Below are 17,789 nucleotides of genomic sequence, written 5' to 3' on the forward strand. Positions count from 1 at the left end.
CGTTTGGAGATTTGAGATGGAATTCCTCCCCACCTTGTGGTTCGTCATCATCGCGTACCTCTGGACCGGATACTTGCTCCTGGAAGGGTTCGATCTCGGCGTCGGCATGCTGATGAAACTGTTCGCTCACACCGACCGGGACCGCCGGGTGCTGCTGAACACTGTCGGACCGGTCTGGGACGGCAACGAGGTATGGCTCATCACGGCCGGCGCCGCGACCTTTGCTGCCTTCCCTCTCTGGTATGCGTCGCTGTTCTCCACCCTCTACCTGCCCCTGCTGCTGGTCCTGATGGGACTGATTTTCCGTGCCGTCGGCTTCGAATACCGGGGGAAAGGCGACACAGAGGCGTGGCGCAACCGCTGGGACTGGGCCATCGCCCTTGGGTCGCTGGTGTCAGCCTTCGGGATTGGCGCGGCACTAGCGCTAACCACGACGGGGCTTCCCATCAACGCCAATGGCGACCGGGAAGGGGGAGCCTTCGCCTGGTTCAACGGCTACGCAGTCCTCGGCGGATCGGCTGTCGTCCTGTTCAGCCTTGTCCATGCCCTCGGGTTCCTGGTGTTGAAGACCGACGGCGACATTCGCGACCGAGCCCGGCGCCAGTTCCTCAGATGGCTACCCCTGGGGTTGCTGCCGATGGCCGCCTGGGCGATCGCGATGCACGCCGCCGGAGGGGAAACCACCACTTTGCTGACGCTGGTGATCGCCGTGATTGGCGCTGTCGCCGCCTGGGCCATGGCCCGCCGGCGCCGGGACGGGTGGAGTTTCGTGGGGATGGCTGTCTTCCTCGCCGCTGGCACCACCACAATCTTCACGGCCGCGTTCCCCGTGGTCCTTCCATCGACCCTGGACGCGGCCTTCGACCTCACGGTCTCCAACGCATCATCCTCTGGCTACACGCTCAGCGTGATGAGCGTCGTCGCCCTCGTCGGGTTGCCCGGCGTGCTCGTCTACCAAGGCTGGACCTACTGGGTGTTCCGCCAACGGGTCAGCCGGAGCCAGATCCCAGCCGCCCACGCCATAACAGCACAGTGAAACTCGCGCTACCGGTTGGCGCGGCCGGCAAACGCGCCCTTTACCTGCTCGGCTTTCTCGCCGCGCTGAAGGCCGCAGGCCTGGTCCTGATGGCCCAGGCCGTGGCGGATGGCATTGCTTCCCTCGCCGCTTCTGACACAGTTACTTCTGTTACAGGTGTTTCCCCCACTGGCGGTGGCATCGACTGGTCGGCGGTCCTCCTTCCGGGTATCGCCGGAGCGATCCTCCGGGCGCTGGCCACCTGGTGGCAGGAAACCGTTGCCCAGTGGGCCGCGGCCGGCTCCAAGGAAGAGCTGCGAACCGCGATTACCACCCGCGTGATGAACGACGGCGGCATTTCGGCCGACGCCGGGACCGGCGCGCTGAGCGTACTGGTCACTCGCGGGCTCGACGGCCTGGACGACTACTACACCAAGTACCTGCCCGCCCTGGTCACCTGTGCCGTTGTTCCGCTGCTGATCGGTGCGCGCATCCTCGCCGCAGACTGGCTCAGCGCCGTCGTCATCATCGTGACCGTGCCACTGATCCCCGTGTTCATGATCCTGATCGGCCTGCACACGCAGGACAAGGTCCAGGAGGCGTCAGCGTCGCTGAACCGGCTCTCCGACCACCTTTTTGAACTGTCCCGCGGACTGCCGGTCCTGGTAGGGCTAGGCCGGGCGGGCACCCAGACCAGAGCCCTCCGGGACATTGCCGAACAATACCGAGTCAAGACCATGGGAACCCTTAGGGTCGCCTTTCTCTCCTCGTTAGCCCTTGAACTGATCGCCACCATCTCTGTCGCCCTCGTCGCAGTGGTGATTGGGGTGCGGCTCATTGGCGGTGACCTGACACTCGAGATCGGCCTGCTGGCGCTGATCCTTGCCCCGGACTGCTACCAGCCGCTCCGTGATCTCGGCGCCGCTCACCACGCCAGCGAGGACGGCCTCGACGCGCTCGAGCGATCCCGCCAGGTTACCGCTGCCCCACCCGTCCGGATGCTGCTGCCAGACACGGACCCGCCCGGCGACACGTGCGGCGAACACGCCGCGATTACCGCTAGTGAGATCACCATCGGGTACGCAGGGAGAACCCCCGACGTGGTCACAGGATTCGACCTCACCCTGCCGTTTGGCACGATCACTGCCCTCACTGGCCCCAGCGGGTCAGGTAAAACCTCGGTCCTTGAAGTGTTGGCGGGGCTGCGCGGAGATGGAGCTGGCATGCGGGTATCCGGATCCATCAACGGGATTAAACGGGACCAGATTGCCTGGATCCCGCAGCATCCTGTGCTGACCATGACCACGGTTATTGACGAGATCGGTCTGTACGCAGGACTGGAGGACCCGGACGACCAGCGGCAGGCGGCTCGAGTTGCCTTGACCGAGGTAGATGCGTTGGACCTGCTGGATTCGACCAGCGGTGACCTGAGCCCGGGGGAGCTGCGACGAGTAGCGGTCGCTCGTGCTCTTGCGCGGATTGCCCATGCCGACATCAGGCTACTCCTTGCCGATGAGCCAACCGCCCACCTGGATGATCTCGCTGCGCGGTCCATCCAATCAGCCTTTTTGCGGTTGCGGGAGCACACCACCGTCTTGCTGGTTACGCACAACCCCAAGACTGCTTCGATCGCCGACCAGACGATCAGGATGGTTGGTGGCTCCGCTGACGGGTGCGACGGCGGATCGGGGCCAGCCGTAGGTGTAGTAGCGCCCCCCGAGGCCCTTACCGACTGCGTCGACGGGCCTCTCACCCCAGCCCGCAATCGTCCGGCCCCACCGGCCAGGATCACGGTGTGGCAGCGGATTGCACTGTTGCAACCCTGGCAACGAGGGTTCGTTTCGGCGCTCCTCTTCGGCGCTGGCGCCACCTTATTTGCCGTTGCCCTGACAGCAGTCTCGGGATGGATGATTGTCCGGGCTTCCGAGCAAGTTCCCATTCTTTTTCTATTGACGGCAATTGTTGGAGTGCGGTTCTTCGGCATCGGACGGTCGGTGTTGCGCTACTGTGAGCGTCTCCGACTACACGACGCCGTCTTCATAAGCACCAACGCACTGCGGCTGAGGCTATGGAATGGGTTGCTCGAACGGCCCGCCGCCTGGCGGACACTTGCCCGGGGCGGCAAGGTGCTTGAACAACTCGTCGGAGACGTTGACGAGTTGCGCGACCTTTCACCCCGCGCCTTGTTCGTCCCAGCCGTGGGGATCCTAACCGGAATTGCCGCATGCATTACCACGGCGTTGATGCTCCCGGCCGGGATGCAGTGGCAGATAGCACTCGTTGCGGTGTGCCTGATCGTCTCCCCTCTGCTGGTCCTCGCAGCAGACCGCGCTGGGCGGCGCGCGACGGTGGGCCTCAAGGCGGAGATCCTGGATACCACCTCACGGATGCTCGCTGCCGCACCGGATCTGATCGCCAACTCCGCGGCAGACATGCTGCGCTTACATATCCGTCGGCTGGAAACCGGGTTGTCAGCCAAACTTGACCACAGCGCCTGGGCACAGGGATTAGGCAACGCGTTGACCGTTGCGACATGCTCATTGGGGGCTCTGGCCATGGTCGGCTTAGCCAGCGGTGTGAGCCCAGCGGCCGCCGCAGTCGTCATCTTGATGCAGCTTGCCCTGATCGAGCCGTTCATCGCGGTCAATACAGCTGTCCACCAGTTCGGTGCATGGCGTGCGGTCGGCGACAGGGTCCTGCCCGATCTGGGGTCCCAAAGCACCATTGCCGACAGATCACTCGAGACCGTCGTTGATTCGCTGGAACTCCGGGGTGCTTCCTACACGTACCCCGGACAGTCGGCGCCTGCGTTCTCGGACGTATCCCTGAACCTCACGCGCGGTGAATGGCTAGCTGTGACAGGGCCGTCGGGGAGTGGCAAATCGACGCTGCTGGGGGCTCTACTCGGGTTCCTCCCGCTCAGCGGGGGTAGCTACCTCATTAACGGTGAACCCCTCGGCGCTGCCGCGTCGGGCATGGCGGGCGGCAGCAGCGCGCCTCGCGTTGCGTGGTGCCCCCAGGAAGCTCACCTGTTCCAGTCCAGCATACGAGCCAACCTCGCCCTAGCGCGCACTCCAACCGACCCGCCGTCCGAGGCTGAGCTCACGGCCGCTCTATCTCGGTCCAGGCTAGATGATTTCGTACAGGCCCTGCCTGCCGGGTTGGACACCCAGATAGGACCGGGAGGTACCTGGCTTTCAGGAGGGCAGAAGCAACGCCTCGCCGTGGCGCGAGCCTTGCTGACCAGAGCCGACGTCGTCCTCCTCGACGAACCGACAGCACACCTTGATCAGTTGGCGTCGCACCATTTGCTGGCGGATCTGCGCGAAGGATTGGCCGACAAATTCGTGGTGATGGTGACCCACGATCAGGACGAGGCGTCAATGTGTCAGATGGATTTGAAGCTGGGACGGAGACAAGAGACCAGTCTCCGCCATAAATCGACAAAGATGAAGATCGCCAATGCTCGTTGACGATGGCGGCTACAACGTGGGGTGTGGACTAGACCTTCAGAGTACTTACTGATCTGGTCAGGAGTGGCAAGATCCGCTACAAGCGGCCCGTCAGGGTATTGCGGTAGCTAACAGCACTGCGCCTTTCACCCGACAAGCATGGACAGGTAGGACGAGCAGAACTCGGTGGGATCATCAGGGGGTGCTAATCGGCATGGAATCTCGACGAAGCTGTGGGAGTCCGGAGATCTTCCTTGCTTTTTGGGGAAAGGACACAGAGAGACAGGCTGCCAAGCCAGGAAAAATGGCATTGCGGTAAGGGTGCTTGTTCGTCCTCGCCGATTCTCTAAAATAGACTCATCGGGTCGACCAGAGAACCGTTAAGTTGGGTTTCGAAGTGCAGGTGGCAGCCGCTTGAGTTACCTGAGGTGCCCACATAGGCAATGAGCTCTCCAGCGCTAACCTGCTGGCCGGGGGAGACCGCAAAGCTTTCCAGATGATAGTAGTTGGTGACCAGAGCGTTTCCTTGGTCGACTCCATGATTTAGTACCACGCGAACCCCCGCCCCGTTCAGGACACCAGAGTCGGCGAACCAGACTTCGCCAGATGCGGGTGCGTAAATTGGAGTTCCACACCCCACACCGTAATCGATTCCGGTATGCGCATATCCTCCCGCGCCAGCCCAGTCGATGGTCCCTGCCGGTGTGGGACGATAACCAAAAGTTGAGGTGATGGGGCCGTTGACGGGTTGACTCAGCCCGAATGTTGATGGATTTCCCGCGACTATGGGGTCGGCCGGCTGCACAGGAACTGGCGCTGGAGCCGGACGGTTCGCCGCCGCGGCTTCAGCGGCGCGGCGCTCATCTTCGATCCGTGCTCGCTCCTCGGCTTGCGCCTTCAACCGCGCCTGCTCGCGCAGGCGGGCCTCTTCCAGCAGCCTGCGCTGTCGTTCGGCAATGTCGGCAATGACCTGTTGCTGCTCTGCGTCAATCGCGGCCAGCTGAGCTTGGACAATCGGTTTCTGGGCTTTGAGCTTTTCGGAAAGGGCGGTCGTGTCAGCAATCAAATCATCGGCCTTCGCCTTCTCTACTGCGGCCTCGTCGCGAGCCTTTTGTTCAGATGCAAGGGCAGCTTCGGATTGAGTTTGTAAGTTGAGGATTTCATCCTCAACGGCCCGGAGCCGTTCCGCGGAATTGACGTTGATGGCGTCTTGTTGTGACAACCGGTATACAGCGGCGTTCTGGTTACGGAACGCCTGATTCAACATCTCGACCGAATAAGTGAGGTCATCTGGGCCCTCATCACCGATTAACAACGAAATACCGGAGGGCAAACCACCGCCTTTATACGCTTGGCTAGCAATTTGGCCGATAATCTCGCGATTGCCGGCCATCTTCTCTTGATCCTGCTTAAGCTGTTCAGTGATGGTGTTCTTAGTTTTTTGTGCAAGATCCACGCGCTGGGTCAGAGTGGCCACTTCACCGGCAGCGGCCGTCACCTTACCTTGGGCATCGGTTAGAGACTGTTGCACAGCGGGGAGTTCATCTTGGTGGACTCGCAGCTGCGCCATGGTTTCTGCGATGTCGGCATCCAAGAAGTCCATTGATTGCTGGACTTCGGCAGTTTCATCTTTAAGGGCCCTATTGCGCTCATCCAGCTCATCGGCGAAAACTGGTCCGCTGGTGCCCAGGACCAAGGTCATGACAAGCACCATTGAAGCGCCGGCGACCCACCCAGTCCCCGCCGAGATTCGAGCCGGTGAGATCGGCTGAGGATTTACATCATGCATAAGTACTCTTTCTTCGCGGGTTACCACCTAACCCTAAAGCAACGCATGAGGGTCTATGAGTGCCCGGATGCACCCTCGCCGCACGGGTATGGCTCTGCAGAACACTGATAAACATGGTGCAGAGGGGCGGTCCATGCGACCCGGCGTATTTTTGGCACATCATCAGGTAGAGGGCACCAGTAACGTCTTGCAGTCGGAATCGCTCAAATCGAGTGGCGGTGAAGGGTCGGCACGAGTGTTCCCGCGGCAGGAGATAAAAAGTCAGCGTGGACTCCACTTTAGTGCGGTTCCATAGCCAAATGCCATGCATGGCTAGACCTAGAGGTCCGCATCGAATCGTCGATGAAGTTTGCCCTTGTCCCTATGGGATTGCCTTCTCTTGGTGACCGACAAATCTAACTACATGGCCATCGTTTAGGAAAACCACGACCAGCATCACAGGGCGGCGCTATTGGAATTTCCTACTGGAGGCCTTGACTTTTTTCTTCCATGCCATCTGCTCCGATTGGCTTCGTACTACACTGAGTGAGTGGAATATGTAGCGGTTCTTTTGCCCTCGGTAGCTGTCGGGGTTATCTTTTACTTTGCAATGAGGGCCATTTTTGGCGCTGATCGGGCCGAGCGTGAAGCCCAGGCCTCGGCTGAACGGCAGTTTCAGGCTAAGGATCCCGATACGTCTCCGGATCATCTCGCCGTCCCAATCAAAGGTGAGACCCGGTCGAAGTAAAACCGGTTGCGGTCGATAGCCGACGGTATCTTCAAAGTCTATGGCAGCTAAACACCGCAAGTATTTTCCCGTGTGGCTATGAAAATAGGTTCTTATCCGGGTGTGCGTGCGGCAGGCAAAGGTGTTCGGTGCGATTTAGTGGGGTGTGACCGTCCTAGCTGCACTTTTTGAATGGCCCGTTTGGTGCCGCGTGGACTTTCCTGTGGGGATCAGTATGGTTCAGCCACCAGACCGGTTTGTGGGACAGGGCCGTCCGCTGGAAGGGATCGTTGATGAGGGCTGAAGTCGAACGCTTCAACGCTTCCGCAGTTCGCTGCGACGAATTAGTGGCCGGTGCAGCGATGGTCGGCGCGAACCGGGAGTACCGGGCACGGTCCAATACCTCAGAGGAGCCAGCCTATGGTTCACCCGAGCGGCGTCAAAAGCTCGCCAAAAGCCTGGAAAATCATCCCGACCGTGAGACCGTGAACGCCCGCCTGATCGTTGACAGGCACCAAGGAATATCCCCCAGGGCGGCACTGAACTCCAAACCAACCGTAGGTAGAACCTCTAGAGCAAGTCCGGCCAGAGGCCGGACCATCGAACGAGGGGGACTGGAGCGCTAAGAGGCAATGGGGAGCTATCTTATGTCAACCTAAGTTGACATAAGGTAAATTATCGGCAAAATAAATCGCCTAGTCAGGGCACGTATCGACAGTATTTGACGCTGGAAGATAGTTGCATTTTTCAGCGGGTACTACCCATGATCAGCACCTGCAGTCCAACTCCGGTGTCGATAACAGGAGTGCAACCTCCCGCCTAAATCGTAGAGAGCACGAGTTCGGTAGATGCCTGGCCCGGTGATGGCACAACCTTCGTAGGACATGATGCGTGGGGCCCGGAGCGCCTACAACTATTGGCGCCCCCACGCATCTATAGTTGTTTGACGGATGAATCAGGAAGGGTGTAGATGACGAACGAGTTCGATGCGGCCCTCATCCTCCTGCGTGAGGCCGGCGTCAGAATCGACGGGGGTGGACTCGCGGATCTAGCGATGACATTGCCGGACGGGACAAACCGGGTGGCCCAGGTGAAGGTGATGCTCAGAAGCCCCTCCCCCAGTGTTCTCCGGAATCACAACCACGGAGGCCCCCACCTTTACATTGTCCAAACCGCGAGTTCTGCCATCAGGGAGGCCGCCTTCGAGGGGGCCATCGACCTCATCGTGCTCAAGCCGCCGACCGTCATTCTCGACGGGGAACCCCTGCTGACGACAGTCAACCCGGCAACCCCAAGCACCGCGCCCCGCGGCCCGAAGCCGTGGGGTCGGCTCGCCGCTGAACGCATACTCGTGCTCAGCGGCGAGCCGGTCCGCCAGGTAGAGATTGCCGCCGCAGCCGGTATGAGCCAGCAGGCCACATCCAAGGCGTTGAAGACACTAGGAAAGCTGGTGCACTTCGGCCGGAACGACGGGTGGAGTGCTCCGGACCGCGAAAAGCTCATCGAACACTGGTTGGAGACCTACCCAGGGCCCGGAGGACTGACCAGCTACTGGTACGGTCTCGATCCAGTTCCTAGCCAGGCACGGCAGGCAATAACGATCGCGCAAGAGTTGGAAGCAGAGCCCCTTCTATCAGGCGACATGGCCGCCGACCTCATCGCACCGTGGCGCCATCCAGCGAAGACTCGTATCTACCTCAGGCAGGCCGTCGATTTTACGGGCGTCGGCTTCAGCCCGGCGACCCCGGAGGAGGCGACACTGGTCGCCACGATCCCCGCCGACAAGACCCTGTGGGGAACCGCTGCCATCGGAAAGTCCCGGTCGCTGCCGACCGCCGATCCAGTCGTAGTCCTCTGGGACCTGCTGCGCGAGACCGGGCCCGATGCGCCAGAAGCCGCCAGTCATGTTAGACGGACGATCATCGACCTGCCTGACATGCTTCACAGATGACGGCTTCCAACCAACCCATCACCGTCCATTCATTTTCCACGGCCGCAGACAACGGATACCGAGCCCTCGCCGACCTAGCTACCGCCGCCGAGGGTACCGACTACCGGGTCGTCGGTGGACACATGGTCCAGCTCCTGCTCTGCGTCTACCCCACCGAACAGGCTGCCGTCCGCGGAACCTCCGACGCAGATGGAGGCATCCCTGAACCGGTGGCCGCCGGCATGAAGCTGCATGAGGTCCTCCTCTCAAAGGACTACACACCCACTTCTGGAGCACACTACGTGCGAGGTGAAGACGACGACGCCGTCGAGATTGACCTCCTCGTGCCCTTGCAAGCCGCCGGGTCGCGGCAGCAGGAACTCGGAGGACGCACCTTCGACGCGATCCCCGGTCTCGGCCTCGCCTTGGCATCGGATCCGCTGATGCTCGACGTCACGGCGCAGCTGTCCGACGGCGACGTTCTGCAGTTCACCGTGCCCATCCCCAACCTCGAAGTCGCCGTCGTCATGAAGGCGTTGGCTACGACCACCCGATCTGCACCGAAGGACGTCTACGACCTCTGCACTCTCTTCGAGATCCGGCACGAGCATAGAGAAGCTTTGGGTGCCTGGCGGTTATCGGACCCGGAGGCAGTCTCGAAGGGCACGAGAAAGACTGCCGCAAGAGTGTTACACGGCTTGGTAATTCAAGGACAACGCAACCAGCTCAGCACATTCGAGTCGCCTACCAACCCTGCGCGATTCGCCCAGCTGATCCGCACACACGTGGCGCAGCCGCCGGCACGGTAGACCCTCGCCGCCAATCAGCAACCGGCGAAGGACGACCCCAGCTGACTACAACGACAGGGATACCATTTGACGAAACCGTTGAGCTGCTGGCACTGCGCCGTTGGAGGCCTCCAGCGGCAACCACAACCGGCACAGACTCAACACCGGAGGTAACCGGCAACTGAACTCCGTGCTGCACACCATGGCTGTCTGTCAGAGCCGCGACCCCGGGCCAGGCCGGGACTACTACCTCAAGAAAATCAGTGAAGGAAAATCGCCCCGCGAAGCCCGCCGAGCACTCAAACGACGCCTCTCCAACGTCCTCTACCGACAGATTCTGCACAACCACCACCACGCCGAAAAGACCGCCGATTGACACACAGAGGCGCTGTGAGGTCACGCCACCGAGCCATTCGCATGCGTTAGCACCACCCACCAGGTCGACCAATCGGTCGAAGGACAGCAAAATCGCGTCAGGCTTACGGTGACTCAAACCCAGCAGGTGGTGCCACCTACATCCTCACTGGCTTACGGGCGCCCAAATTGTTTCGTCACTACGCGTGCCGAGCCCGATTCGTGGACCGGGCTCGGACAAACCGAAATGTCGGAATCGCGATCCTAGCCGTGGCCGGAATTCTCACCGTCAGCATCTCCTCCCTGGGCAGCGCCCTTGTACGATGTCAGCTTCGGCTCGGCCCCTCCAACAAGGCAGGAATTGCAAAGTGGCATTTCAGGAAGTGATGGAAGGAATCGGTAAGGCGGTCGATGCTGCAGGCGTTGCCGCGATAGTCATCGGCATCGTTGTCGCTAGTCTTATCGCCGCTGGCGCCCTTCTACGACGGCGGAAAACCGAAGGACACAGGACATACGAGACTTACCGACGAAGACTAGGTAGATCCATCCTTCTCGGCCTTGAGCTACTGGTAGCAGCGGACATCATTCGGACCGTTGCCGTAACCCCCACGTACGAATCAGTCGGAGTGCTGGGTCTAATCGTCTTGATCCGAACATTCCTCAGCTTCTCGCTTGAACTCGAAATCACCGGCAAATGGCCGTGGCAAAAGTCTCAAGCTACCGACCAAGCACCTAAACGAACCCCAGGCCCCTGACCTCCCTCCGATATAACAAACGATTGCACACGAAGGGCGCACTGAGCTGCCGCACGGCTGCCCTTCTTTGTCGTCACGGCATCAACTGGTGGTAGTCCCTCAGATTAGGAGTGTTTCCCGGCGGGATCGCCCCCGGACCAGCCCTCCGACCCAGCTCCTTGCTGCTGGACCGATAACCTGAGCGTGGGGCGACTGTTCCAGTACTGCTGCGGAGGAGGATTCCCGATGGGTTCCGATGTCACCAAGAAAGGCTGGCATACTCGCTCGGCTGCCGAAACTGCAACTGATCTGGAAGTAGATCCTTCCGTGGGACTGACGACAGCGGAGGTGGACGCCCGACGGGCCAGGGTCGGATGGAACGTACTCGCGGACGACGTGAGGGTGCCGGTCTGGAAGAGGATCCTGCGCTTACTCGGGGACAAGATGATTCTCGTACTCGTCGTCGCCGCGGTGGTGAGCGCCGTCGTGTCACGGGAATGGGAGACACCGGTGGTCATTCTTCTGGTGATCCTGCTGAATACTCTGCTCAATTACGTCCAGGAGAGCCGTGCGGAGAACAGCCTCGCGGCCTTGCGGACGATGTCGGTGGATACCTCTCGGGTCCGGCGGAACGGCCGCGAGGAGGAAGTGTCCAATAAGGATCTGGTACCCGGGGACGTTGTGCTGCTCGAGGCAGGGGAAACCATCCCGGCGGATGGGCGGCTCCTGGAGGCGGCGCGGCTGCAGGTAGCTGAGGCGGCTCTTACCGGCGAATCCCAGCCGACGGAGAAGACCGGCGCGGTCCTCGACGATCCAGCGTTGCCGATCGGGGACCGGACCAACATGCTGTTCATGAATACGGACGTCAGCCGTGGGCGAGCTGTCATGGTCGTCACGGGCACCGGCATGGACACCGAGATCGGCGGCATAGCGACACTGCTCGCAGGCGCTGGGCAGGCGAAGACCCCGCTCCAGAGACGGATCGATCAGCTCGCCCAACTGCTGACCCTCGTGGCACTTGTGGTCGTGGGCGTCGTCTTTGTCCTGGGCCTCATCCGTGGGCAGCCCTGGTCCGAGCTACTCATCACCGCTGTGTCACTCGCCGTAGCCACCATCCCCGAAGGGCTGACCGCAGTGGTCGCCTTCACCCTTGCGATGGGCGCCTCCCGCCTGGCGAGCCGCGGCGCGATCATCAAGCAGCTCTCCGCCGTGGAAACGTTGGGTAGCACCACCCATATCGCCACCGACAAGACCGGCACCCTCACCATGAACGAGATGACGGCGCGGCGCCTGCACATCATGGGGCGTTCATTCCGTATCACCGGCGAGGGGTACTCGACAGAAGGACGAATCCTCAGCGGTGACAGTCAGCCGTTGCCCGTTCTGTCCGATGCCCTGGTGGCCATGGCTCTGTGTAACGATGCCACCATCCGGGACGGCAAGCTCGTGGGTGACCCGACCGAAGGTGCCCTCGTGGCGCTGGCAGGGAAAGGAGGAATCGACGTCGAGGCTCTTCGGGAGAATCATCCCCGGCTGGCTGAAGTGCCGTTCGATTCCGATTACAAGTTCATGGCCACCTTCCACGATCAGGACTTCACCAAGGGTGACAGTAGCCCGGCCAGGTTCCGATGCTTCGCCAAGGGAGCACCGGGCGCCCTTCTGGAGCGAGCCGATTCGATCCTCACCGCCGATGGCATTGTTCCCCTGACGAGCGAGGGACGGACGGCGGTCCATCAGGTTGTCCAGACGATGGCAGCAGACGGCCTGCGCACATTGATGACCGCCGGACGCCGGCTGGACGGCGACCTGCCCACCGACGACGACGCTCTGCGTGCCGCCGCGGACCAGCTGACCCTCTACGCCGTCATCGGCATCGTGGACCCGCCCCGGCCCGAGGCGGCCGCCGCCATCGCCACTGCCCATTCCGCCGGGATCGCCGTTCACATGATCACCGGGGACCACCTGGCCACAGCGTCCTCCATCGCACGGCAACTGGGCATCCCCGGCGATGCCGCATCCGGCGTCGAACTCGATGAACTGGATGACGCCGAGCTCAACCGGCGTGCCGCGGGATTCGGGGTGCTCGCCCGGGTGGCACCCGAACACAAGATCCGCGTGATCAAAGCCCTGCAGCAGGAGGGCAACGTCGTCGCCATGACCGGCGACGGCGTCAATGACGCGCCCGCACTGAAGCAGGCCGATATCGGGATTGCCATGGGCATCACCGGAACAGATGTGTCCAAGGGTGCGGCGAAAATGATCCTCACGGACGACAATTTCGCCACGATCATCTCCGCCGTCCAGGAGGGACGGGGAATCTACGCCAACATCATCAAGTTCGTCAAGTTCCAGCTGACCACGGCCTGGGGTTTCGTGCTGATCTTCCTCACCGCCGGAGTACTCGGCGTGGCCGGCGGTGTCCCGTTCACGGCTTTACAGATTCTGTGGGTCAACATCATCATGGACGGTCCGCCCGCTCTCGCCCTGGGCCTCGACCCGGCCGAACCGGACAGCATGAAACAGAAACCTCGGCCGGCCGATGAACCGTTGCTGACCCGGGACCGGCTGCTGCGGATCCTGGGGGTGGGCGTCGTCATGGCGGCAGGGACGATCACCGTCCTCGTCCTGGCACCCACCATGTTTCCTGGCAGTTCCACCGACCCACTGCTCGGGACGACTCTTGCGTTCACCACCTTTGTCTTCTTCCAGATCTTCAACCTGCTGAACGTGCGCTCGGAAACCGGCACGGTGTTCTCACTGCAGACCTTCACCAACCGCAGCATCTGGGTGGCGCTGCTGGCAGTGGTGGTGCTGCAGGTACTCGTCGTCAACCTCGACGTACTGCAGGCGTTCTTCGACACCACCACACTCAGTTCGGCCCAGTGGGGTGTGGCATTGCTCGTCGGGTCGACCGTGCTGTGGGCCGAGGAGATCCGCAAGGCGATCATGCGGTCACGCCACCCCCAGTCAGCAACTCCGCCTGACCCCCTTCCCGTCCCCGGTTCGAGGGCGACGAAAGGGCCGCGACGTGCTCTATCCGGTGGGAAGCTCAGGCGTTGAGCATCACCTTGAGGGCTTTGGTCTCTGCAGCGCGAGAGAATATGTCGTAGGCCTGTTCTATCTCGTCGAGCTTGAACGAGTGACTGACGAACTGGTCGACAGGCAGCTTTTTCTGCGCGACGAGCTTCAGTAACGTGCCGGTGGTGTTGGTGTTCACCAGCCCCGTGGTGATGGTGATGTTCGAGATCCACAGCCTGTCCAAGGGGAGATCCACACCCCGCCCGTGCACGCCCGCGTTAGCGACGTGGCCGGCGGGCCTGACGATATCCAGGACCATGGCGAACGTCTCGGGTATTCCCACGGCTTCGATGGCAACGTCGACGCCGAGGCCGTCGGTGAGTGCCATCACCTGGTCCTTCCAGTCGTCGTCCGTCGATACGATGCCGTCCGTGGCGCCGAACAGTCGTGCCTGCTCCATCCGGTTGCGGTCGACGTCGATCGCGATGACGCGGGCCGGCCCGTAAAGCTGCGCGGTGGTGATCGCGGCGAGTCCGACGGGGCCCGCGCCGACCACCGCGACCACGTCACCGGGCTTGACTGCCCCGTACTGCACACCGATCTCGTGGCCGGTGGGCAGGATGTCGGACAGCAGGGTTCCTTCCTGGGGGGTGACGCCGTCCGGGATCTTGTACACGGACGTTTCTGCGTAGGGAACGCGCACGAATTCGGCCTGGGTCCCATCGATGAGGTGCCCGAGGATCCAGCCCACTCCGGACGTGCCCTCTTCGCCCAGGCAATGGGAGAAGACTCCCTGCTTGCAGTAGTCGCAGTGCCCGCAGGCGGAGATACACGAGATGATCACGCTGTCGCCGATCGCGAGACTCGTGACCGCAGACCCGATTTCACTGATTGTGCCGACACCCTCATGACCGAGGATGCGCCCGCGTTCAACCGCCGGAACATCGCCCTTGAGAATGTGCAGATCGGTGCCGCAAATGGTCGTGGTCGCGATTTTCACGATGATGTCGGTGGGCTGCTGAATTCTGGGTTCGGGTACGTCTTCCCAGGACTTTTGCCCCGGACCGCGATAAACAAGCGCTTTCATCGATATTCCTTCGACTGGCCGAGCGCTCTCGCTTGAGAGCTGCATTCGGCGGCGTCACTGTTTCCAGGAGTTGCGCCGAGTGTATCCCTCCGATCACAGCGCCACCGTTGTTATTGATCTGCGGGGCCCCGGGTTCGGCCCTAACGACGAGGACGGCACAGGCTGCGTGGTGAACTACGTGTGTGGATACTGACCCTAACAGCAGTCCCTTGAATCCTCCGTAGCCGCGGGAACCGACGACGAGAAGATCCGCGTCCTGGGAGGTGTGGAGGAGGACGAATGCTGCGGCCCCCTGAATAACGTCACCGGTCATTTGCACATCTTCGGTGTCCACTGCCTTTAGGGCGTCGCTCTGCAGTCTCCGGGCAGCGGACTCGAAAATATCAGGATCCATAATCAGCCCTTGCAGCCCAGCCGTCGGATATGCCCAGGCGGTAACAGCCCGCACTTGTCCGTGTCGGAGACGAGCTTCCTCGACAGCCCATTCGAGCGCGGACTGTGACTCGGGCGAGCCGTCCACCCCAACTGCGATCCTGAATCTGCCTTCGCTGCTCATTAGCTCCACCGTCCGGTCAGATTCTGCTTGTCCAGTTTTCATGAGTCTCTCATGCCGATTCCAGCCGCACGATTACCTGTTGGAAATGACCTCAGTGAATACGGCGCCGCGCAAGTGAACCTGGCCGCCAATTAGTGGTTCAAAGACGTGTGCAGGATTGCGCACTTCGGCTTCGGCTCCACGATTGAATTTTCAGAGGGATTCACGTCGGGGTGAACGGAAAAGATCCGGGGCTTGCAGATATTTTTCTATTTAGTCCTCACTGATCCGTGTCTCCCCTGTGCCCAAGAGCATGCCCCTCAGCAGTTCAAGGATCGTTTGACTGATAGCTCCGGGCGCGGCAGCCCGGTCGTTCGCTGAAATCCCTGTCTCAGATGCCGGTTCCGCTGTCCATTGTTTTATGCCCTCTCCCGGGGACAGCGGAAGTGTGATGAGGCGAGTAACTTCGGCCATGTTGAGTGTCCCGGTGAATAGGGGTTTCGCCGACCATGCGAGAACGGGCGTGAGCAGGAAACCGCTCTCAGGAAGGGCGATGGCGGGCAGCCTGCCCAGGATGTGTACGCTGCCCGAATCTAATCCTGTTTCCTCGCAGGCCTCGCGCAGCGCAGTGGCGACTGCATTCTGGTCGCCGGCGTCGGCGGCACCACCTGGAAAGACCAGCTGCCCCGGGTAGTGCGTTAGGTCGGGCGCGCGTTCAGTAATCAGCGCCGCCGGACCGTGGGGGGTGTCTGTGAGCACCACAAGTACCGCTGCCGCCCTCAGCGTCACCTTTAATGGCTGCCTGTTTAGTCGAGGACGCTCCTGTTCGGTCAGCCGGGCCAACCGATTCGCCCAAGGCGGTAGCACTGGCGTTCTGTTGAGGCTCGGCTTCGATTGGGTAGCATCGATGTCCAGCCATTGCAGCTGCCCGGACCGTACCCGTAGTAGCGCCGCCCCTGGAGCTCCCCCGGCCGGCTGTATCAGTCGTGTCAGCTGGCCGAAACCTGGGTGCCCGAATAGTGCCCGGGCGGGACGCCGGACCGTCTGTTCGGTGCATCGGAGAAATCGGCAGGGTTGTTGGCTACCGCCACAATGGCTTGACAGGTCCCTACAAGGTTCGCAACCGGGCCGCCAAAGGCGACGAGGGTATCGCTCATTGCCGGGACCAGCAGGAGATTGGCGCCGGCCTCGGTCAGGGCGTGCACGGCGTGAGGATTGAGCAGGTCCCGGCAAATTGCCATTGCCACGTGCCACCCATCGTTGCTGACGTGGATGTGTAGCTGAGGCCAGCCTTCTGGCTGGATGTCTTCGTTGACTGGCCGGTCGGCGGGGGAATGCTTGTCCTGGGTTAGCGGGGCAGGGGCGCCGCGGAGGTAGGCGATGGCTGTGTTACGTCTGCGCGACGACCCGTCGTGCTCGTCGTCGTGATGGTAACTGCCGGCGACCAGCATCTTTAGCCCTCCGGTTCGGCACGTCCAGTCCTGCAACCGGGCGGCCAATGACTCGGTGACGCACAACTCGGGAAGCACGACGATGCTCGCACCGGATGTGACGGCCGCGCTGATTAGTCGGTCTATTTCCTGATGTTGTTTGTCTTCATTCTTCGGACGGATCGGGAAGGCCCGCCCGTGGCTGTCCGCCGGGAAGTGGAAATCAGCCAGAGTGCGGTTGGGATGGCAGGTTGCCACGATGGTTCCGGGGTCGAGGATTCCGGTGAGCTCGGTGGCGAGGCTGTAGTCGAAGATGACCTGGAATTGCGTGGCCCATTCCCCGGCAAGCCGGACGTGACGTGTCTCATCCAAACGGTTGGCCAGCCGCCACGGAGGGGAGGTCGCCGGCATCGCGGTCACTTCCCTCAGATCGGGACTGTCGAGCGGGATAGGGTCGCCTACACCCGGCTGATAAGGGCTGCGGTGGCGGAAGGATTCCCGGAAGCTGTGGCAGTAGCGCTCATCCAACAATTCCGCCAGCAGGCGCGCCACCGCTACGGCGGGAAGGTCATCACCGTCGGTCAGCGCCGCCGCAAGTGCGCTGCGTACCTCCGGGCCTAGTTCGAGTTCAGTCAGTACGGGTGGCAGCGTCGATCGGACACCCGTTGCGATCAGCACTGCCCTGGCACGGCAGTCTGGATCCTGCATCCGCTCCTGCAACACCCTGTGCTCGTCCCGGCATAGCTGCAGTAAATGTGTGAGGGTGACCAGCGGTTCGGTTTCGGCCGCGATGGCCGCCTGGATGGACGCAACACGCAAAGACAGCGGCAACGGCCGGGCCACGCAGGGGGAAGTGCCAGTTGCGTTGTCCGTTCCGGATACGACAGTCGGAAAGAGGGTGCGGCCGGTAGCACTGATTGCTCCGGCATCACAATTTTGCTTGTCCATCAT

Annotated in this window: 11 protein-coding genes and 2 pseudogenes; 8 read left to right on the forward strand and 5 right to left on the reverse strand. The window is 61.7% G+C overall.

What is annotated here, in order from left to right; translation table 11 throughout:
- The first annotated feature begins 16 nt into the window (after nt 1-16).
- Nucleotides 17-1,036, forward strand: coding sequence for a cytochrome d ubiquinol oxidase subunit II (gene cydB / locus HMI57_RS13735; RefSeq protein WP_171586571.1), 1,020 nt, complete (start codon nt 17-19; stop codon nt 1,034-1,036).
- Nucleotides 1,033-4,488 (forward strand): thiol reductant ABC exporter subunit CydD, encoded by a 3,456-nt coding sequence (cydD, locus tag HMI57_RS13740; protein ID WP_171586572.1) that lies wholly within the window; start codon nt 1,033-1,035, stop codon nt 4,486-4,488. Before cydB ends, cydD begins: the two co-directional genes overlap by 4 nt.
- A 325-nt stretch (nt 4,489-4,813) precedes the next feature.
- On the opposite strand, the gene HMI57_RS13745 is transcribed toward cydD, so the two are convergent.
- Nucleotides 4,814-6,169, reverse strand: a complete 1,356-nt coding sequence (locus HMI57_RS13745; RefSeq protein WP_228721120.1) for a M23 family metallopeptidase — start codon at nt 6,167-6,169, stop codon at nt 4,814-4,816.
- A gap of 616 nt (nt 6,170-6,785) precedes the next feature.
- On the opposite strand from HMI57_RS13745, the gene HMI57_RS19585 reads away from it, so the two are divergent.
- The 6 genes and pseudogenes from HMI57_RS19585 to HMI57_RS13770 all read left to right on the forward strand — a co-directional run bounded on the left by HMI57_RS19585 (nt 6,786) and on the right by HMI57_RS13770 (nt 13,828).
- The gene (locus HMI57_RS19585) at nt 6,786-6,983 is read left to right on the forward strand and encodes a hypothetical protein (RefSeq protein WP_346655215.1); all 198 of its coding nucleotides are present in this window, start codon (nt 6,786-6,788) and stop codon (nt 6,981-6,983) included.
- A 949-nt stretch (nt 6,984-7,932) separates the two neighbouring features.
- Nucleotides 7,933-8,913, forward strand: coding sequence for a hypothetical protein (locus HMI57_RS18880; protein WP_216607483.1), 981 nt, complete (start codon nt 7,933-7,935; stop codon nt 8,911-8,913).
- Nucleotides 8,910-9,701 (forward strand): hypothetical protein, encoded by a 792-nt coding sequence (locus tag HMI57_RS13755; RefSeq protein WP_171586574.1) that lies wholly within the window; start codon nt 8,910-8,912, stop codon nt 9,699-9,701. The genes HMI57_RS18880 and HMI57_RS13755 overlap by 4 nt, the downstream gene beginning before the upstream one ends.
- A 97-nt stretch (nt 9,702-9,798) precedes the next feature.
- Nucleotides 9,799-10,056 (forward strand): annotated as a pseudogene (locus HMI57_RS13760) (transposase); the annotation flags it as partial.
- A gap of 346 nt (nt 10,057-10,402) precedes the next feature.
- Nucleotides 10,403-10,789: a DUF1622 domain-containing protein gene (locus tag HMI57_RS13765; protein WP_171586575.1), complete on the forward strand. Its 387-nt coding sequence runs from the start codon at nt 10,403-10,405 to the stop codon at nt 10,787-10,789.
- A gap of 225 nt (nt 10,790-11,014) precedes the next feature.
- Nucleotides 11,015-13,828 carry a cation-transporting P-type ATPase gene (locus HMI57_RS13770; RefSeq protein WP_171586576.1) on the forward strand — a complete coding sequence of 938 codons (2,814 nt, stop codon included), beginning with the start codon at nt 11,015-11,017 and terminating at the stop codon, nt 13,826-13,828.
- On the opposite strand, the gene HMI57_RS13775 is transcribed toward HMI57_RS13770, so the two are convergent.
- The 4 genes and pseudogenes from HMI57_RS13775 to HMI57_RS19165 form a co-directional block, all read right to left on the reverse strand.
- On the reverse strand, nt 13,818-14,873 hold the full coding sequence (locus HMI57_RS13775; protein WP_171586577.1) for a zinc-dependent alcohol dehydrogenase family protein: 1,056 nt from the start codon (nt 14,871-14,873) through the stop codon (nt 13,818-13,820). The genes HMI57_RS13770 and HMI57_RS13775 overlap by 11 nt on opposite strands.
- Nucleotides 14,874-15,024: 151 nt before the next feature.
- Nucleotides 15,025-15,471: pseudogene (locus HMI57_RS13780) on the reverse strand (universal stress protein); the annotation flags it as partial.
- A 210-nt stretch (nt 15,472-15,681) separates the two neighbouring features.
- Nucleotides 15,682-16,197 carry an NUDIX domain-containing protein gene (locus HMI57_RS13785; RefSeq protein WP_171586578.1) on the reverse strand — a complete coding sequence of 172 codons (516 nt, stop codon included), beginning with the start codon at nt 16,195-16,197 and terminating at the stop codon, nt 15,682-15,684.
- Nucleotides 16,198-16,397: 200 nt separating this feature from the next.
- The gene (locus HMI57_RS19165; protein ID WP_171586579.1) at nt 16,398-17,786 is read right to left on the reverse strand and encodes a carbon-nitrogen hydrolase family protein; all 1,389 of its coding nucleotides are present in this window, start codon (nt 17,784-17,786) and stop codon (nt 16,398-16,400) included.
- Nucleotides 17,787-17,789 lie beyond the last annotated feature (3 nt).

It is taken from the genome of Arthrobacter sp. 260, assembly GCF_013116745.1.
Lineage (GTDB): Bacteria > Actinomycetota > Actinomycetes > Actinomycetales > Micrococcaceae > Arthrobacter_D.